This window comes from Streptomyces sp. NPDC055506, from assembly GCF_053643595.1.
This window is the reverse complement of sequence record NZ_JBSHKH010000094.1, coordinates 16,575-33,325: the sequence shown is the minus strand read 5'-3', so window position 1 is coordinate 33,325 and position 16,751 is coordinate 16,575. Positions and strand designations below refer to the sequence as shown.

The window sequence follows — 16,751 nt, the reverse complement described above, 5'->3', positions numbered from 1 at the left end:
TCCGGGGGGCCCTGACGGCGACGCACGCGGGGATCGCGGCGGCCTTCCGGCTTCTGTTGCGGCCGGGGGCCGACACCTAATCGAAACACGGCTATGGGGTCCAGGGAGTTCCCTGGACCCCTTCGCCGCGTTCCGGGACCGGCGTCAGCCGATCGGCAGGCCCTTCGCCGGCAGCGTCTTCGCGGACGGCACGCCGCCCTTCGCCAGGGAGTCCGTCGGCAGACCGCCCTTCGCCGAACCCGCGGCTTCGCCGACGAGCTGTCCGGCGGAGCCGGCCGCTTCACCGGCCGCCTTCTGCGCGACGGGCGTGGCCTTCTTGACCGTCTTGCCGCCGAGCTTGCCCGCGGCCGGCACCGCCTTCTTGACGGCCTTGCTGCCGGTGTCACCGGCGGACTTGCTGACGTCCGTCGCCGCGCCGTCGACGGTGTTGCCGACGTTCGCCCCGTCCAGGGCGGTCAGTCCGCCGAGGTTCGGGTTGGCCGGCAGCTCGGGGGCCGCACTGGCGGAGCCGGCCGCACCGACCCCGGCAGCCGCTCCCGCAGCGACAATGAGCGCGGCACGGGCGATCCGGCGGGTCAGGGGGAGGGACATGGTGCTCCTTCGACGGAGAGAAAAGTGAGGTTCGTGAAGTGTCCGACCGGCTCCGGGAGTTGATCGACTGGCTGTTGACCGCCCCGGCTCGGACGCAGTGACTACCGCTCGAAGCCCGGGAAGGTTGCGGCGTCGCAACGTAAAGAGTTGGTAATGCGTCGCATAATCGGCTGCGGACAAACGGGCAAAAAGGTCCACGCCCTTAAGTCCGCCGAATCCTTCCAGCCCTGTACGCCCAAGGGTTTTCACGGATTCCCGGGTGAGGGTGCGAAATCCTGCGCACACCGCCGCGGCCGAGCCGCGCGGGTAACCCTCAGGGGTGAGTTCCCGCACCCCTGCGCGATCGGGGCGCTATCTAGCGCATCGTGACAATACGGACATCGTCCGCGTCCCGCTGCGCGCCCGCGGTGCCCTTCGCCGTCGGAACGCGCCACTCGCTGGCGGTGTTCCCGGCGACCCACTCACGCCCGGCGTACGTCACGCGCGCGATGTGCAGCTCGGAGGCGTTGGCCACGGCCCAGTGCGCCAGCTGCCAGCCGCGCCGCTCCAGGTTCCGCCCGGTCGCGGAACCCGCCTCGGCGGTCACCGGCAGCGTCACCGTCCGCCCGTCGGAATCGCCCGTACCGCCGCTCGGGGAAGGTGTCGGAGTGGCCGCCTGCGAGCCGCCCACCTCGGCGCCGGCCGGCTCCAGCACATCGCGCCCGAAGTCCCGCACGAGCGCGGTACGCACCCCGTCCGGGCCCGTCGCCCGGGTCGCGGCCGGACGGCCCTCGCAGGTCAGGGTGGCCGCCGACTGGCCGGTGAGGGCGGCGGCGAGCAGCGCGGCGTCCGGCTCGTGCTTGGCGTAGGCCTGCGGGAAGCCGCTGCGCTGCACGCGCTGCGCGGCGACGGTGAGGGGCAGCCGGGTGTAGCCGGGCACCTTGACCAGGTGGTCGTAGAACTCGCCGGCCGAGTACGTCGGGTCCAGGATCTCCTCGCGCGTGCCCCAGCCCTGCGAGGGCCGCTGCTGGAACAGGCCGAGCGAGTCCCGGTCGCCGTGGTTGATGTTGCGCAGGCTCGACTCCTGCAGGGCGGTCGCCAGCGCGATGGTCACCGCGCGCTCAGGCAGTCCGCGCCCGGTGCCCACGGCGGTGATCGTCGCCGCGTTCACGGCCTGCTCGGGCGAGAACGCGTACGACGCCCCGTCGCCCTTGCCGGAGACGACCTTGCAGCCCGGTTCGCCCGTGCCTCCGGTGATGTACTGCACGACGAGGTAACCGGCGACCGCGAGCAGGATCACGAAGGCGGATCCGCATCGGAAGAGGCGGCCACGGCGTTTGGGGGAGGACGGCTCTGGCACGCCGTACAAGGTACTGGAGAGTATGGATTCCCATGTGCCAGGTGGGGAGAGTGGGCACACCGACTGGCGCGTTAGGGTCGACGGCATGGCCGACACCTCGCTTGACCTCACGCTGGACGCCGCGGAGCTCACCGCCCGGCTCGTCGACTTCCGCTCCGAGAGCGGCACCGAGAAGCCGCTCGCGGACGCGATCGAGACCGCGCTGCGCGCGCTGCCCCATCTGACGGTCGACCGGTACGGCAACAACGTCGTGGCCCGTACGAACCTGGGCCGCTCGGAGCGGGTGATCCTGGCCGGCCACATCGACACCGTCCCGATCGCGGACAACGTCCCCTCCCGGCTTGACGAGGACGGCGTCCTGTGGGGCTGCGGCACCTGCGACATGAAGTCGGGCGTCGCGGTGCAGCTGCGCGTCGCGGCCACCGTCCCGGCCCCCAACCGCGACCTGACCTTCGTCTTCTACGACAACGAGGAGGTCGCCGCCGAGCTCAACGGCCTCAAGCACGTCTCCGAGACGCACCCCGAGTGGCTGGAGGGCGACTTCGCGGTGCTCCTGGAGCCGTCGGACGGCCAGGTCGAGGGCGGCTGCCAGGGCACCCTGCGGGTGCTGCTGAAGACCACGGGTGAGCGGGCCCACTCGGCACGCGGCTGGATGGGCTCCAACGCGATCCACGGCGCCGCCCCGATCCTCGCCCGCCTCGCCTCCTACGAACCCCGCTGGCCGGTCATCGACGGCCTGGAGTACCGCGAGGGCCTGAACGCGGTGGGCATCAGCGGGGGAGTGGCCGGCAACGTGATCCCCGACGAGTGCGTCGTCACCGTCAATTTCCGCTACGCGCCCGACCGCACGCCCGAGGAGGCCGTCGCCCACGTGCGGGAGGTCTTCGCGGACTGCGGCGTGGCGGAGTTCGAGGTCGTCGACCACAGCGGCGCGGCGATGCCGGGCCTGTCCCACCCGGCGGCGAAGGCGTTCATCGAGGCGGTGGGCGGCACCCCGATGCCGAAGTACGGCTGGACGGACGTCTCCCGTTTCTCGGCGCTCGGCGTCCCCGCGGTCAACTACGGTCCCGGCAACCCTCACTTGGCCCACAAGCGGGACGAGCGCGTGGAGACCGCGAAGATCCTCGCGGGCGAGGAGCGCCTGAGGAGCTGGCTGACGGCCTGAGCCCGGCCGGGGGCACCCTCGTGTTTACGGCGCTTCATCGCGGACATGCTCACGTCCCTCGTTCGTAACCCGCGTAGATCTACGCTGAGGTGGAACGACAGGCACGACGGAGGGAGCGCACATGGCGACCGGCAACCCCGAGGGGAAGAAGCAGCCGCCGGAGGAGAAGCGCCTGGGCCCGGTCCTCCAGCGGCGGGACCAGGTGCAGGCCAGCACCACCGACCAGCGGCTGCTGGACGAGCGGGCCCCCTCCGACTGGGTCCACACCGACCCGTGGCGGGTGCTGCGCATCCAGTCGGAGTTCATCGAGGGCTTCGGCACGCTCGCCGAACTCCCGCCCGCGATCAGCGTCTTCGGCTCGGCCCGGACCCCGGCGGACTCGCCCGAGTACGAAGCGGGCGTGCGACTGGGGCAGGGCCTGGTCGACGCGGGCTTCGCGGTCATCACGGGTGGCGGCCCCGGCGCGATGGAGGCGGCCAACAAGGGCGCCCTGGAGGCCAAGGGCATCTCGGTCGGCCTGGGCATCGAGCTGCCCTTCGAGCAGGGGCTGAACCCGTACGTCGACATCGGCCTCAACTTCCGCTACTTCTTCGTCCGGAAGATGATGTTCGTCAAGTACGCCCAGGGCTTCGTGGTCCTGCCCGGCGGCCTCGGCACCCTCGACGAACTCTTCGAGGCCCTCACCCTCGTCCAGACCCAGAAGGTCACCCGCTTCCCGATCGTCCTCTTCGGCAGCGAGTACTGGGGCGGCCTGGTCGACTGGCTCCGCGGCACGGTCATCGCCCAGGGCAAGGCCGCGGAGAAGGACCTCCTCCTGTTCCACGTCACGGACGACGTGGACGAGGCGGTGGCTTTGGTGTCGAAGGAAGCGGGCAGGTAGAGGGCTTTTCGAGCTCAGCTTCCTGTCCAAGTGATTCGGGTGGCGGGTGGGCATAGGCCGGGGGTCCCGGGGGCGGAGCCCCCTGGTACCTCCGCTAGGCCAACCCGCGCCGGGCAACGGCAGGCTCCCGATGCCCCGCGATGGCGGACACCATCTCCAGCACCTGCCGCGTCTCGGCGACCTCATGCACCCGGTACACCTGCGCCCCCAGCCACGCGGACACCGCGGTCGTCGCCAACGTCCCCACCACCCGCTCCTTGACCGGCCGGTCCAGCGTCTCTCCCACGAAGTCCTTGTTGGACAGGGACACCAGCACCGGCCACCCCGTCGCGACCATCTCGCCCAGCCGCCGGGTCGCCTCCAGACTGTGCCGCGTGTTCTTCCCGAAGTCGTGCCCGGGATCGATCAGCACCGACTCCCTCGGCACCCCCAGCGCCACCGCCCGCTCCGCCAGCCCGACCGTCACATCCAGAATGTCGGCCACGACATCGTCGTACTCGATCCGATGCGGCCGGGTCCGCGGCTCCGCACCGCCCGCGTGCGTGCACACCAACCCCACCCCGTACCGCGCGGCGGCCTCGGCGAGCCCGGGATCGACCCCACCCCACGCGTCGTTCAGCAGATCGGCCCCGGCCTCGCACACGGCCTCCCCGACCTCGGCCCGCCAGGTGTCCACGCTGATGATCACGTCCGGGAACCGCCGCCGCACCTCGGCCACGAACCCGACCGTCCGCCGGGCCTCCTCCTCGGCCGTGACCTCCTCGCCCGGCCCTGCCTTGACCCCGCCGATGTCGATGATCGCGGCTCCCTCGGACACCGCCTGCTCCACGCGCGCGAGGGCCGGCTCGTCGCGGAAGGTCGCGCCCCGGTCGTAGAAGGAGTCCGGGGTCCGGTTCACGATCGCCATGATCACCGGCTCACGCGGCTCGAATTCCCGCCTGCCCAGCCTGAGCATCCCCTGTGACCTTTCCTGGTACGTCCCGTCTTCCGCCGCCTGCGACCCTAACTGTCAGACTCGCATGGCACGATCGGAGCCTGACAACATCCGTCTTTCGAAGACTCCGAGACACCTGACCGTGGGGGCCCCGCGATGGTTATGTTCTTGTTCCTGGTCGTCGCGCTGGTCCTCGTGGTCGGCGCGGTCACCCTGGCCGTGCTGGGCGGCGGCGAGAACGGCCCGCTGCCCGAGGCCGCGCCCGAGCAGCTGCGGGACCCGCTGCCCCCGGACCGCCCGGTCGACCGCGCGGATGTGGAGAGCCTCCGCTTCCCGCTCGCCGCCCGCGGCTACCGCATGGGGGACGTGGACGACGCCCTCAGCCGTCTCGGCGCCGAACTCGCCGAGCGCGACGCCCGCATCGCGGACCTGGAATCGGCCCTGGCGGGCGCCCGGGCGGCCGCCACCCACGGCCCGGTGTCCCCGGAGCACCACGCGTCCGGGGAGAACCACGTGTCCATGGACAAGCCCGCTCCGCGACGGGAGGACCGGCCGTGAGCGACGGTGCCGCTCTCGCCGGCCCGGACGGCGCGCTGCGCTGCCCCTGGGCCCTGTCCGCCCCGGAGTACGTGACGTACCACGACGAGGAGTGGGGCCGCCCGGTCCACGGCGACGACGCCCTCTACGAACGTCTCAGCCTGGAGGCCTTCCAGTCCGGCCTGTCCTGGATCACGATCCTGCGCCGCCGCCCCGGCTTCCGTGCCGCCTTCGCCGACTTCAAGATCGCCTCGGTGGCCGACTTCACCGACGAGGACCGCGAGCGACTGCTGGCCGACGCCGGCATCATCCGCAACCGCGCCAAGATCGACGCGACGCTCGCCAACGCGCGCGTGCTGACCGAGTGGGCCCCGGGCGACCTGGACGAGCTGATCTGGTCCCACGCCCCCGAGCCGGGCACCCGCCCGGTCCCGAAGACGCTCTCCGACGTCCCGGCCGTCACCCCTGAGTCGACGGCCCTGTCCAAGGCGCTGAAGAAGCGGGGCCTGCGCTTCGTCGGCCCGACGACGGCGTATGCGCTGATGCAGGCCTGCGGACTGGTCGACGACCACCTGCAGACCTGCGTCGCGCGTCGATCCTGAGGCCCTGGGCCGCGGGTCAGCGGCCCAGGTACTTCGGCTTCTCCTTGTTGACGAAGGCCTGCACCGCGATCGCGTGGTCCTCGGAGGAACCCGCCCGCGTCTGCAGCTCGTCCTCCTTCTCCAGGGTCTCCTCCAGGGAGTGCGTCAGCCCGTAGGCCACCGCCTCCTTGAGTGCCGCGTACGCCACCGTCGGACCCTCGGCCAGCGCCCGTGCCACCTTCTCGGCCTCCGCGCGCAGCTCGCCGGCCGGCACCAGCCGGTTGGCGATGCCGAGCTCGAAGGCCTCCTGCGCGCTGATGCTCCTGGGGAAGAGCAGCAGGTCGGCCGCCCGGCCGGGGCCGATCACCCGCGGCAGGGTCCAGGAGATCCCCGAGTCGGCGGTCAGCGCCACCCCGGCGAACGAGGTGTTGAACGCGGCCGTGTCCGCGACGATCCGGTAGTCCGCCGCGAGCGCGAAGCCGAAGCCCGCCCCGGCCGCCACCCCGTTCACGGCGGCGACGACCGGCTTCGCCGCCTCGGCCAGTGTCCGCACGATCGGGTTGTAGTGCTCCCGCACGGTGTTCATGGTCTGCCTCGAGCCGGTCTCCCGGTCCTGGACCAGCAGCCCGATGTGCTCCTTGAGGTCCTGCCCGACGCAGAACGCGCGGTCACCGGCGGCGGTCAGCAGCACCGCCCGCACGGCGGTGTCGTCCGCCGCGGACCTGACCGCCTCCCGCAGGGCGACCTTGGCCTCCACGTTCAGCGCGTTCATCGCCTCGGGGCGGTTCAGCGTGATGGTCGCGAGCCCGTCGCTCACCTCGTAGAGCACGGTGTCGGCCATGGCGTATCCCCTCCGTGTCGCAGCTCGGGACCTACCGGCCGGTAGGTCCCGGTTCTGCAGGACAGCATGACGGAGATCGCCGACAGGTGATCGCACCGGACGTGTGACCTGCGTCAAAGAATTCTCGCCCGATTCCGTTCGGCGGATGTGTGTGCGGTGGCGGAGTATCGCAGTCACATCGCCGAATTGAGTGGTTTTGCTCGCGTGCGTTGCCCAAGCGATGCCTACTGATGTTGGTCATCGGGTCCTGAGATGCGGGATAATGGCTTGGAAGCAATGTGTTCGATGCCGGTGTCGCGAGTCCTGCTCAGGGCCGCACGTGTGCCCTTCTCGGGGCCGACGGCTTTGACGATGAGCTGGGTTTCAGGAAGGGGAACGAGCATGGCGGCCATGAAGCCGCGGACGGGCGATGGCCCGCTCGAGGTGACCAAGGAGGGGCGGGGCATCGTCATGCGCGTTCCGCTCGAAGGCGGCGGTCGGCTCGTCGTCGAGCTGACCCCGGACGAGGCCGACGCGCTGGGCGACGCCCTCAAGAAGGTCGTCGGCTGAGGCGCAAGCGACCATACCCTTTCAGCTGCCCCGGCATCATCTGTGGTGCCGGGGCGGTTGTTTTCTCATCAATGACTTTCGACTGCCCCGCCATCCGCGCCGCTAACGTGCGATCCGGCTAGCGTTTCACCGCGCACAGCAGGCCGTCGCCCACCGGCAGCAGTGACGGCACCAGCTCCTGGCTCTCGCGCACCGTGCGCAGCAGCTCCCGCAGTCGCAGCACCTCCGTGGGCTGCGGTCCGGAGTCCACCGTCCGGCCGTTCGCGAAGGCGCCCTCGAAGACGACGAGCCCACCGGGGCGCAGCAGCCGCAACGATTCAGCGAGGTAGTCCATGACCTCGAGGCGGTCACCGTCGCAGAAGACGAGGTCGTAGCCGGAGTCCGCGAGGCGGGGCAGCACGTCCAGGGCACGGCCCGGGATGAAGCGGGCCCGGTTGCTGGCGAAGCCGGCGGCACGGAAGGCCTGACGGGCGAACTGCTGGTGCTCCGGTTCGGGGTCCACGGTCGTCAGCACACCGTCGGGCCGCATACCGTGCAGGAGGTGGATCCCGGAGACACCGCAGCCGGTCCCGATCTCCGCGACGGCCTTCGCGTCGACGGAGGCGGCCAGCAACCCCAGCGCGGAGCCCGTGCCGGGCGTCACCGAGCGCAGCCCCGCGTCACGGGCCCGGTCACGGGCCCAGCGCAGCGCGTCGTCCTCGGCGACATAGGCGTCGGCGAACGCCCAGCTCGTCTGCCGGTTGCCGGTAATGACCCTCTCCTGTCCCCGTGAATGCCTCGGCGTGACTGTATCCGTTGGGTGCGGGAACCCGCAGATGGGACCGGTCGTTTAAAGGGATGAGCGAGCGGCGCGGGCCGGGACGGGGGGCATGCGATGGACGAGGACGCCGAGCAAGTGCCGTCGCAGCAGTACGAGGCGTATCAGCCCAGATCAAATTCTCGTAAAACCGCTTATCCGGTCCTAACGGGCGAGGTGGCTATGGTAGGGGCTCCACTGGACACCACCAGAGCTGACAGGGGAGGTGCGGCTGCGCCTGTGGATCGCGGAGGAGTGTTCCGGCGCTTCCTCGGATCGGCGGGCAGGCCGACATCCGTGAACGACACTGCTGACCACAGCCACGCCGCTGACTTCGCCCAGACCGCGACCTTCTCCACCGACGCGGACGGGCAGGCGTGGACTCCGCCCACCTGGGAGGAGATCGTCAGCACGCACAGCGGCCGGGTCTACCGGCTCGCCTACCGCCTCACCGGCAACCAGCACGACGCCGAGGACCTCACTCAGGAGGTCTTCGTCCGTGTCTTCCGCTCCCTGTCGACCTACACGCCGGGCACCTTCGAGGGCTGGCTGCACCGCATCACCACGAACCTGTTCCTGGACATGGTCCGCCGCAAGCAGCGCATCCGCTTCGACGCGCTCGGCGAGGACGCGGCCGAGCGGCTGCCCAGCAAGGAGCCCACGCCGCAGCAGGTCTTCAACGACGCGCACTTCGACGCGGACGTCCAGCAGGCCCTCGACACCCTGGCCCCCGAGTTCCGTGCCGCGGTCGTCCTGTGCGACATCGAAGGACTGTCGTATGAGGAGATCGCCGCGACGCTCGGCGTCAAGCTCGGCACGGTCCGCTCGCGGATCCACCGTGGCCGCTCCCAGCTGCGCAAGGCCCTCGCGCACCGCTCCCCCGAGGCGCGTGCCGAGCGCCGCTCCTTCGTGCCCCGTGTTCCCGCACTGGGAGGAGGGGGCGCGAGCGCGTGAGCGGATCACGTCCTGAGTCCTTCGAGGGACACCTCGCAGAGCAGCACCTGGGAGACCGACTCTCCGCCCTGGTGGACGGAGAGCTCGGTCATGACGCGCGGGAGCGCGTACTGGCGCATGTGGCCACCTGCCCGAAATGCAAGGCGGAGGTGGACGCCCAGCGCCGGCTGAAGAACGTGTTCGCCGAGGCGGCTCCACCGCCTCCCTCGGAGAGTTTCCTGGCCCGCCTGCAGGGACTACCCGCGGGGGGCGACCCGGACGGTGACGGTATGCCCCCGGGTGGCGGAGGGCTGCCCGGGGGACTGTCCGGACGGTTCGGATCGTCCGGGGCCTTCGGCACGAAGCGCGGCGAGCGGTTCGAGTTCGGGTACGCGCCGTCCCGGCCGCACATCCCCGTGCTGCCCTCCGACGGCCGAGGCCTTCCTTCGGGGGGCCGGGGCTTCCGTATCCATGACGTGGGCCGGCCCGAGTCCGACAGGTCCTCCTCGCGGCTGCGGTTCGCTTTCGCGGCCGCCGGGGCCGTGTCCCTGGCCGCGATCGCCCTGGGTGGCGTCACCACCGGCACCCCCGGCGACACGGAGGCCCGCGGCGGCTCCGGCACGGGAAGCAATGTGACACCCACGCGCACGCAGGGCGCGGGCGCGACGACGACACCGGACTCCCAGCGGCGCCGGGGCGCGGCGCCCCTGCTCGGACAGGTGCACGACCAGAGCCTGCTCGGCCAGACCCCGGTCGCCCCGACCGAGGTGTCCGCACCGCTGCTGCCCGGAATGCCGCCCGCCGCCCGGCACCACGCCGTGCACGCGCTGACCGCCCCGGTGGTGGCCGGTGCCGTGGCCATGTCCCCGCTGATACATCCGCTCGAGGTGGCCGCGCCGGCCGCCCTGACCTCGTGGTCCGCGGTCCCCGAGATCGCGGCGCCCCTGCTCGCCGTGCCCCTCCCGGACCCGGCCTCGTCCGCCTCTCCTTCCGCCTCCTCGCGGACGGCCCGCTGACCGTCCTCTGCGCACCGGGCGGCGAACCTGATTGAATCCGGGGGTTGTCGCCCGCTGCCGAGGTGTGGCCGGGCGCCGATTCGACGAACCGCGGTCACCGCATCGAGCCGTGCCGCGGCTGTGGGGAGAGCATGAACGAGGGGAAGCCCACGAAAGCGAAGTGGTGGAGCCGTCCACGGCCGCAGGACGCTCTGGGGGAGCCAGGGGAGCCGGAGGGGCAGGGGGCGGCCCCGGCTGACTCCGTCGGCGACGACGGTGACTTCGAGCTGGCGCGGCCCGCCGTGCGGCAGGACGAGGACGCGGGTGACTACGAGTTGAGGCGCCCCGAGGAGCCCGCCGGCACCGCCGTGGAGTCCGTCGTACCGGTCGGCGGTGCGGCCAAGCCGCTGCACGACCCCGACCCGTACAGCACTCCGCCCTACGGCGAACCGGGCCCCTGGGCGCCCGCGCCGCCGGTCCAGCATCCGGCGGCGGGCACGCCGACGCACGGCACGGCGATACCGAGCCAGGCGTCCATACCGGCCGCCCCCGTCCCGCCGGCGGCCGTCGCACCGTCGGCGTCGGCGACCACTCCCAGCATCCCGGCACCGGCACCTGCCCCCGCGTCCGACCCCTGGCAGCGATACGACCCCTGGGCGGCCCCCGGCCCCCTCCAGCAGACCGGGGCCGGTGTCCCCAGTACGGAACAGCGGCGCAAGCGGGGCAGGAAGGCCCTGGCGGGCGGTGCCGTGCTGCTGGCGGTCCTGTCCGGAGGGATCGGCGGCGCGGCAGGGACGTATCTGGAGCGGAACGGGGGCATCGGGACCGTCGAGCTGCCCCAGGCCGGCAAGGAGTCCGCGGGACGGGACTCCGACAGCGTGGCCGGGATCGCCCAGCGGGCCCTGCCCAGCGTGGTCACCCTGCATGTGAGCGGCTCCGGCGAACAGGGCACCGGCACCGGCTTCGTGCTCGACGCCCGCGGTCACATCCTCACCAACAACCACGTCGTGCGGCCCGCCGGATCCTCCGGCGAGATCACCGTGACCTTCAACAGCGGGGAGACCGCCCAGGCCGAGCTCGTCGGCCGGGACAGCGGCTACGACCTCGCCGTAGTGAAGGTGAAGGGCGTACGCGGCCTCACCCCGCTGCCCCTCGGCAACTCGGACAACATGCAGGTCGGTGACCCTGTCGTGGCCATCGGCGCGCCCTTCGACCTGGCCGGAACCGTCACCTCCGGCATCATCAGCGCCAAGCAGCGGCCCATCACGGCGGGCGGCGAGAAGGGCGACGGCAGCGACGTGTCGTATGTCGACGCGCTCCAGACCGACGCGCCCATCAACCCCGGCAACTCCGGCGGGCCCCTGCTCGACTCCCGGGGCCGGGTCATCGGCATCAACTCGGCCATCCGCTCGGCGGACAGCGGCTCCGAACCGGAGAGCGGCCAGTCCGGCTCCATAGGCCTCGGCTTCGCCATACCGATCAACCAGGGCAAACGCGTGGCCGAGGAGCTGATCAACACCGGCAGGGCGACCCATCCGGTGATCGGCGTCACCTTGGACATGGACTTCACGGGCGACGGCGCCCGGGTCGCCGCGGAGGGCAGCGAGGGCGGACCGCCGGTCACCGTGGGCGGCCCGGGCGCCAAGGCCGGGATCAAGGCGGGCGACGTCATCACCACGGTCGACGGCCAACGGGTCCACTCGGGCGAGGAACTGATCGTCAAGACCCGGGCCCACCGTCCCGGCGACCGGCTGGAACTGACGCTGGAGCGCGGTGGCAAGGAACGGACGGTCTCACTCGTCCTCGGCTCCTCCGGCGGCAGCTGAGCCGTGATGTCCGGGACGCACAGGGACCAACAAGGCAAACAATTCGGAAAGCGCTCCCACTCCTCGCACTCGGAGGTCTCGGGACAGTACCGGTCGGACAGGATCGCCGGGTACCGTGGATCCGGCCCGGACCACGGCAAGACCCGCACCGACCACCGAGGGCCGACCACCGAGGGCCGAGGACCGAGGACATCGCAAGGAGCTTCAGGTGTTCAATGACATAGGACCACTCGAGCTGGTGACGCTCATCGTCCTCGCCGTGCTCGTCTTCGGTCCGGACAAGCTCCCCAAGGTCATCCAGGACGTGACACGCACGATCCGGAAGATCCGTGAGTTCTCGGAGAGCGCCAAGCACGACATCCGGGAGGAACTCGGCCCGGAGTTCAAGGACTTCGAGTTCGAGGATCTCAACCCCAAGGCGTTCATCCGCAAGCAGCTGGACAACGAGGACCTGGGGCTCAAGGAGATCCGCAACGGCTTCGACCTGAAGAAGGAGATGGCCGAGGTCACCGACGCCGTCCACAGCCGTGACTCCGACACGTCGTCCTCCTCGTCGTCCTCCGGCTCCGCCGGTTCGTCCGGTGGCCGTATCGACATGACGAAGAAGCCCGAGACGCCCGACCGGGACGACCGTCCGCCCTTTGACGCGGACGCCACCTGAGCGACTCGCGTGACGCGTTTCATACTCCGGTCGGGCTGTGTACGGCCTGAACCAGGCCCCCGTGCGGCGCACGCGCCGGGCGCTTTCCCTGCTGCTCGCAGTGGTGTGGCTATGCTGCCGAGTTGTTGTGCGGACCGGAAGAGTACGCCCGAAGGGGGGCGGGCCGTTCCGGTCCGACTAGAGCGAGGAGGCGTCCGGGCACATGGAGACGACGAGTCCAGGAGTCGCGCAGGCGCCGGCCGCGGAGGACGGACAACAGGTCCCCTCCGCCCGGCGTAACGTCGACGGCTACCTGCGCGCGCCCTTCCCGTGGTACGGCCTCGATGAGGCCTTCACGGGGCCGCGCTGGCTGATGCAGGTCGGTACGACGGCCGACGGGGCCGTGGAACACGGGTCGATCGGGCACGGAGACGAACCCAGGGTGCGCAACGAGTTCGTCGCCGGGGGTGATCAGGAGGCGAAGGAGAAGTTCGCGGTCGTGGTCACCGTCGCGGCGCATCCCTCGCGGCGCAGTGCGGACGGTACGGGGTTGCTGGAGGCCACGTCGGTGTCCTCCGCGGCGTGGCTCGCGGGTGTGGGGCTGCTGTCCTCCACATGGCCCGGGCAGATGGACCACTCCCTGCGGGACGACTGGCTGGAGCAGCAGACGGAGACGGCGTGGGTGCTGGCGGACGACCTCGACGGGGCCGACTGGTCGACGTTGTCGTTGCCGGTTGACGGTGTTCCGACGGCGTTCCACTACCGGGAGTCCGAGTTCGGGTGGGTGCTGGCCGGGTCGACGTCGGCCGGGGTTCATGTCGGGGCGTACGGCAGGGGCATGAGTGCGTATGGGCTCGGCTTCGCCGTGGTGAAGGACATCGCCGCTTACGCCTGATCAAAGGGGCGCCGGTTGTTTTCGGCGCCCCCTCGCCGTAGGGCCTCGGGTCTTGTGGCGGCTGCGGGTGCGATGTGGTTGTTCGCGCAGTTCCCCGCGCCCCTGAGGGCGCTGCCCCCAGCGGCGTCCTGATCTAGAACTTGTTCCTCGGAGTGATCCCCAGGGACAGGCCCGACAGCCCCCGCTGCCGGCCTCCCAGCTTGCCCGCGATCGCTCGGAGTGCCGAGCCCGCCGGGGAGTCCGGGTCCGTCAGGACGACCGGCTTGCCGTCGTCGCCGCCCTCGCGGAGGCGGACGTCGATGGGGATGTTGCCGAGGACCGGGACGTTGGCGCCGGTCGTGCGGGTCAGGCCGTCGGCCACGACCTGGCCGCCGCCCGTGCCGAAGACGTCGACCATCTCGTCGCAGTGCGGGCAGGGCAGGCCGGACATGTTCTCGACCACGCCGACGATCTTCTGATGGGTCTGCACGGCGATGGAGCCCGCGCGCTCGGCGACCTCGGCCGCCGCCTGCTGCGGGGTCGTCACGACCAGGATCTCTGCGTTCGGGACCAGCTGGGCGACGGAGATCGCGATGTCGCCGGTGCCGGGCGGCAGGTCCAGGAGGAGGACGTCCAGGTCGCCCCAGTAGACGTCCGCGAGGAACTGCTGCAGGGCGCGGTGGAGCATCGGGCCGCGCCAGACGACCGGGGCGTTGCCCGGGGTGAACATGCCGATGGAGATGACCTTCACGCCGTTCGCCGACGGCGGCATGATCATGTTCTCGACCTGGGTGGGACGGCCGTCGGCGCCGAGCATGCGGGGCACGGAGTGGCCGTAGATGTCGGCGTCCACGACACCGACCTTGAGGCCGTCGGCCGCCATGGCCGCCGCCAGGTTCACCGTCACCGAGGACTTGCCCACGCCGCCCTTGCCGGAGGCGACCGCGTAGACGCGGGTGAGGCTGCCGGGCTTGGCGAAGGGGACCTCGCGCTCGGTCTGGCCGCCGCGCAGGGCGTTCGCCAGCTCCTTGCGCTGCTCGTCGCTCATCACGTCGAGCGTGACGTCGACGCGGGTGACGCCCTCGACGCCGGAGACCGCGTCGGTCACGCGCTGCGTGATCGTCTCCCGCATCGGACAGCCCGAGACCGTGAGGTACACGGTGACCGCGACCGCCCCGTCCGCGCCGATCTCCACCGACTTGACCATCCCGAGTTCGGTGATGGGCTTGTGGATCTCGGGGTCGTTCACCGTCGCCAGTGCCTCGCGCACCGCGTCTTCCGTAGCCATAGGACGATGGTACGGCGCTGTACCGGTGCGTAGGAAAGCCTGTCAGCGGTCGTCTGCGTCACGTCCGCGTGACCGTTCCGCCGGGAATACGACAGGGTCGTGGCGGTGGCCGTTCTGCCGCTCCTCCATCTCCTTCACCATGTCCTGGAGCTCCGAGCGGATCCAGTCGCGGGTGGCGACCTCGCCCAGGCCGATCCGCAGGGCGGCGACCTCGCGGGTCAGGTACTCGGTGTCCGCGATCGACCGCTCGTTCTGCTTGCGGTCCTGCTCCAGATTGACCCGGTCACGGTCGTCCTGCCGGTTCTGCGCGAGCAGGATCAGCGGAGCGGCGTAGGAGGCCTGGAGCGACAGCATCAGGGTCAGGAAGATGAACGGGTACTCGTCGAAGCGCAGGTCACGCGGGGCGAGGCTGTTCCAGGCCACCCACAGGATGATGACGGCCGTCATCCAGACCAGGAACCGGCCCGTGCCCAGGAAGCGCGCGATGCGTTCCGAAAGGCGCCCGAAGGCCTCCGGGTCGTACTCGGGCAGGAACCGGCGCCTGGGCACGCCGGGCTGGTCGAGCCGGGTCGCGCGGGGCCGGCTCGCGGCCGTGGCGCCGGCCGGCGTGCGCTCGCGCGGGGTCTCGCGCTCAGGAACCATCGGTCGGCACCTCCTCGTCCAGATGGAACTCCGTCTCCCGCCAGTCCTCGGGCAGCATGTGGTCGAGGACGTCGTCCACGGTCACCGCGCCCAGCAGCGCCCCCGCCTCGTCGACTACGGGCGCCGCGACCATGTCGTACGTGGCGAAGAACCCGGCGATGGCCGGCAGGTCCGCCTCGGGGTCCAGCGGTTGCAGGTCGCTGTCCACGATCGAGCTGACCAGCGAGGGCGGTGGCTCGCGCAGCAGCCGCTGGAAGTGGACCGTGCCCAGGTACTTGCCGGTCGGTGTCTCGTCCGGTGGCCGGCAGACGTAGACCTGGGCGGCGAGGGCGGGGGAGAGGTCGGGCTCGCGGATGCGGGCGAGGGCGTCGGCGACGGAGGCGTCCGGGCGCAGCACGATCGGCTCGGTGGTCATCAGACCGCCCGCCGTGCGTTCCTCGTACGACATCAGGCGCCGCATGTCGGCCGCGTCGCCGGGCTGCATCAGATTCAGCAGCCGCTCCTGCTCGTCCGTCGGCAGCTCGCCCAGCAGGTCGGCCGCGTCGTCCGGGTCCATGGCCTCCAGGACGTCGGCGGCGCGCTCCTCCTTCAGCTTGCCGAGGATCTCGATCTGGTCGTCCTCCGGGAGCTCCTCCAGCACGTCGGCCAGCCGGTCGTCGTCGAGGGCGGCGGCGACCTCGGCCCGGCGCTTGGGGGAGAGGTGGTGCAGGACGTTGGCCAGGTCGGCGGCGCGCAGCTGCTCGAACGTGGCGAGCAGGTTCTCGGCGCCCTGCCCCTGCTCCTCCAGGGAGAAGCCGGTGACGGCGGTCCACTCGACGGTCAGCGCCTCGCCCTTGGCCCGCCGGAAGGCGCTGCCCTTTCTGCCCTTGCGGACGAAGACCCGGTCGATCTCCCACTCCCGGCGGGCCGGCAGCTGATGCACCGACAGGTCGAGGACGGTGACGTCCTCGCCGGTCTCGGTGAGCGTCACGCGCCGGTCCAGCAGCTCCCCGAAGACCAGCCGCTCGGTGGGCCGCTGCTCGAAGCGCCGGACGTTGAGCACGCCGGTGGTGATGACCTGACCCGACTGGATGGCGGTGACCCGGGTCATGGGCAGGAAGATGCGGCGGCGGGTGGCGAGTTCGACGACGAGGCCGAGCAGCCTCGGCGGCCGCTGCCCCACCCGCAGCATGACGACCAGATCGCGCACCCGCCCCACCTGGTCGCCCGCAGGGTCGAAGACGGCGACACCGGAGAGGTGCGATACGAAGATCCGGGGGGCGCCCGCTGCCATGGCCGCGGCTCCTTTTCGTGCGGGGTGGTTCCTGGTGCCTGTCTCTGTGCCTGCCTGTGTATCTGTC

The 16,751-nt window shown here is 71.2% G+C and carries 18 protein-coding genes; 10 read left to right on the top strand and 8 right to left on the bottom strand.

Features of this window, described 5'->3' with window-relative positions; translation table 11 throughout:
• Positions 1–144: 144 nt before the first annotated feature.
• Both ACWIF2_RS28820 and ACWIF2_RS28815 read right to left on the bottom strand, forming a co-directional pair.
• The gene (locus ACWIF2_RS28820) at positions 145–591 is read right to left on the bottom strand and encodes an ATP-binding protein (protein WP_454363713.1); all 447 of its coding nucleotides are present in this window, start codon (positions 589–591) and stop codon (positions 145–147) included.
• 355 nt (positions 592–946) lie between these two features.
• Entirely contained in the window at positions 947–1,930 is a 984-nt protein-coding gene (locus tag ACWIF2_RS28815; RefSeq protein WP_454363712.1) for a heavy metal transporter, read from the bottom strand.
• 85 nt (positions 1,931–2,015) lie between these two features.
• Between ACWIF2_RS28815 and dapE the strand changes: the two genes are divergently transcribed.
• Complete coding sequence (gene dapE / locus ACWIF2_RS28810; RefSeq protein WP_454363711.1) at positions 2,016–3,095, top strand: succinyl-diaminopimelate desuccinylase; 1,080 nt, start codon at positions 2,016–2,018, stop codon at positions 3,093–3,095.
• A 121-nt stretch (positions 3,096–3,216) separates the two neighbouring features.
• Positions 3,217–3,975 carry an LOG family protein gene (locus tag ACWIF2_RS28805; RefSeq protein ID WP_454363710.1) on the top strand — a complete coding sequence of 253 codons (759 nt, stop codon included), beginning with the start codon at positions 3,217–3,219 and terminating at the stop codon, positions 3,973–3,975.
• A gap of 94 nt (positions 3,976–4,069) precedes the next feature.
• On the opposite strand, the gene folP is transcribed toward ACWIF2_RS28805, so the two are convergent.
• On the bottom strand, positions 4,070–4,930 hold the full coding sequence (gene folP / locus ACWIF2_RS28800; RefSeq protein WP_454363709.1) for a dihydropteroate synthase: 861 nt from the start codon (positions 4,928–4,930) through the stop codon (positions 4,070–4,072).
• A 135-nt stretch (positions 4,931–5,065) separates the two neighbouring features.
• Here folP and ACWIF2_RS28795 point away from each other — a divergent pair, with 135 nt between their 5' ends.
• A complete protein-coding gene (locus ACWIF2_RS28795; RefSeq protein WP_454363708.1) occupies positions 5,066–5,467 on the top strand; it encodes a DivIVA domain-containing protein in 402 nt (133 codons plus the stop codon).
• Positions 5,464–6,048, top strand: a complete 585-nt coding sequence (locus ACWIF2_RS28790; protein WP_454363707.1) for a DNA-3-methyladenine glycosylase I — start codon at positions 5,464–5,466, stop codon at positions 6,046–6,048. The genes ACWIF2_RS28795 and ACWIF2_RS28790 overlap by 4 nt, the downstream gene beginning before the upstream one ends.
• 16 nt (positions 6,049–6,064) lie before the next feature.
• On the opposite strand, the gene chcB is transcribed toward ACWIF2_RS28790, so the two are convergent.
• Positions 6,065–6,868: a 2-cyclohexenylcarbonyl CoA isomerase gene (gene chcB / locus ACWIF2_RS28785; RefSeq protein ID WP_454363706.1), complete on the bottom strand. Its 804-nt coding sequence runs from the start codon at positions 6,866–6,868 to the stop codon at positions 6,065–6,067.
• Between the two features lie 381 nt (positions 6,869–7,249).
• Here chcB and ACWIF2_RS28780 point away from each other — a divergent pair, with 381 nt between their 5' ends.
• Positions 7,250–7,417: a DUF3117 domain-containing protein gene (locus tag ACWIF2_RS28780; protein WP_003966491.1), complete on the top strand. Its 168-nt coding sequence runs from the start codon at positions 7,250–7,252 to the stop codon at positions 7,415–7,417.
• Between the two features lie 118 nt (positions 7,418–7,535).
• On the opposite strand, the gene ACWIF2_RS28775 is transcribed toward ACWIF2_RS28780, so the two are convergent.
• On the bottom strand, positions 7,536–8,234 hold the full coding sequence (locus tag ACWIF2_RS28775) for an O-methyltransferase (RefSeq protein ID WP_454363715.1): 699 nt from the start codon (positions 8,232–8,234) through the stop codon (positions 7,536–7,538).
• A gap of 162 nt (positions 8,235–8,396) precedes the next feature.
• Here ACWIF2_RS28775 and sigE point away from each other — a divergent pair, with 162 nt between their 5' ends.
• The 5 genes from sigE (at position 8,397) to ACWIF2_RS28750 (ending at position 13,502) form a co-directional block, all read left to right on the top strand.
• Positions 8,397–9,167, top strand: coding sequence for an RNA polymerase sigma factor SigE (sigE, locus tag ACWIF2_RS28770; RefSeq protein WP_229872871.1), 771 nt, complete (start codon positions 8,397–8,399; stop codon positions 9,165–9,167).
• Between the two features lie 71 nt (positions 9,168–9,238).
• Positions 9,239–10,162 (top strand): anti-sigma factor family protein, encoded by a 924-nt coding sequence (locus ACWIF2_RS28765; protein WP_454363714.1) that lies wholly within the window; start codon positions 9,239–9,241, stop codon positions 10,160–10,162.
• A 131-nt stretch (positions 10,163–10,293) separates the two neighbouring features.
• Complete coding sequence (locus tag ACWIF2_RS28760; protein WP_454363705.1) at positions 10,294–11,967, top strand: S1C family serine protease; 1,674 nt, start codon at positions 10,294–10,296, stop codon at positions 11,965–11,967.
• A 208-nt stretch (positions 11,968–12,175) separates the two neighbouring features.
• The gene (locus ACWIF2_RS28755; RefSeq protein ID WP_454363704.1) at positions 12,176–12,628 is read left to right on the top strand and encodes a sec-independent translocase; all 453 of its coding nucleotides are present in this window, start codon (positions 12,176–12,178) and stop codon (positions 12,626–12,628) included.
• Positions 12,629–12,830: 202 nt separating this feature from the next.
• A complete protein-coding gene (locus tag ACWIF2_RS28750; RefSeq protein ID WP_454363703.1) occupies positions 12,831–13,502 on the top strand; it encodes a hypothetical protein in 672 nt (223 codons plus the stop codon).
• A 133-nt stretch (positions 13,503–13,635) separates the two neighbouring features.
• Here ACWIF2_RS28750 and ACWIF2_RS28745 read toward each other — a convergent pair whose 3' ends face one another.
• From ACWIF2_RS28745 to ACWIF2_RS28735, 3 genes are read right to left on the bottom strand one after another with little or no spacing between them, the layout of a single operon-like run.
• A complete protein-coding gene (locus ACWIF2_RS28745; protein WP_391099807.1) occupies positions 13,636–14,769 on the bottom strand; it encodes an Mrp/NBP35 family ATP-binding protein in 1,134 nt (377 codons plus the stop codon).
• A gap of 42 nt (positions 14,770–14,811) precedes the next feature.
• On the bottom strand, positions 14,812–15,411 hold the full coding sequence (locus ACWIF2_RS28740) for a DUF1003 domain-containing protein (RefSeq protein ID WP_454363702.1): 600 nt from the start codon (positions 15,409–15,411) through the stop codon (positions 14,812–14,814).
• Positions 15,401–16,684, bottom strand: coding sequence for a magnesium transporter MgtE N-terminal domain-containing protein (locus ACWIF2_RS28735; protein WP_454363701.1), 1,284 nt, complete (start codon positions 16,682–16,684; stop codon positions 15,401–15,403). Before ACWIF2_RS28735 ends, ACWIF2_RS28740 begins: the two co-directional genes overlap by 11 nt.
• Between the last annotated feature and the right edge of the window lie 67 nt (positions 16,685–16,751).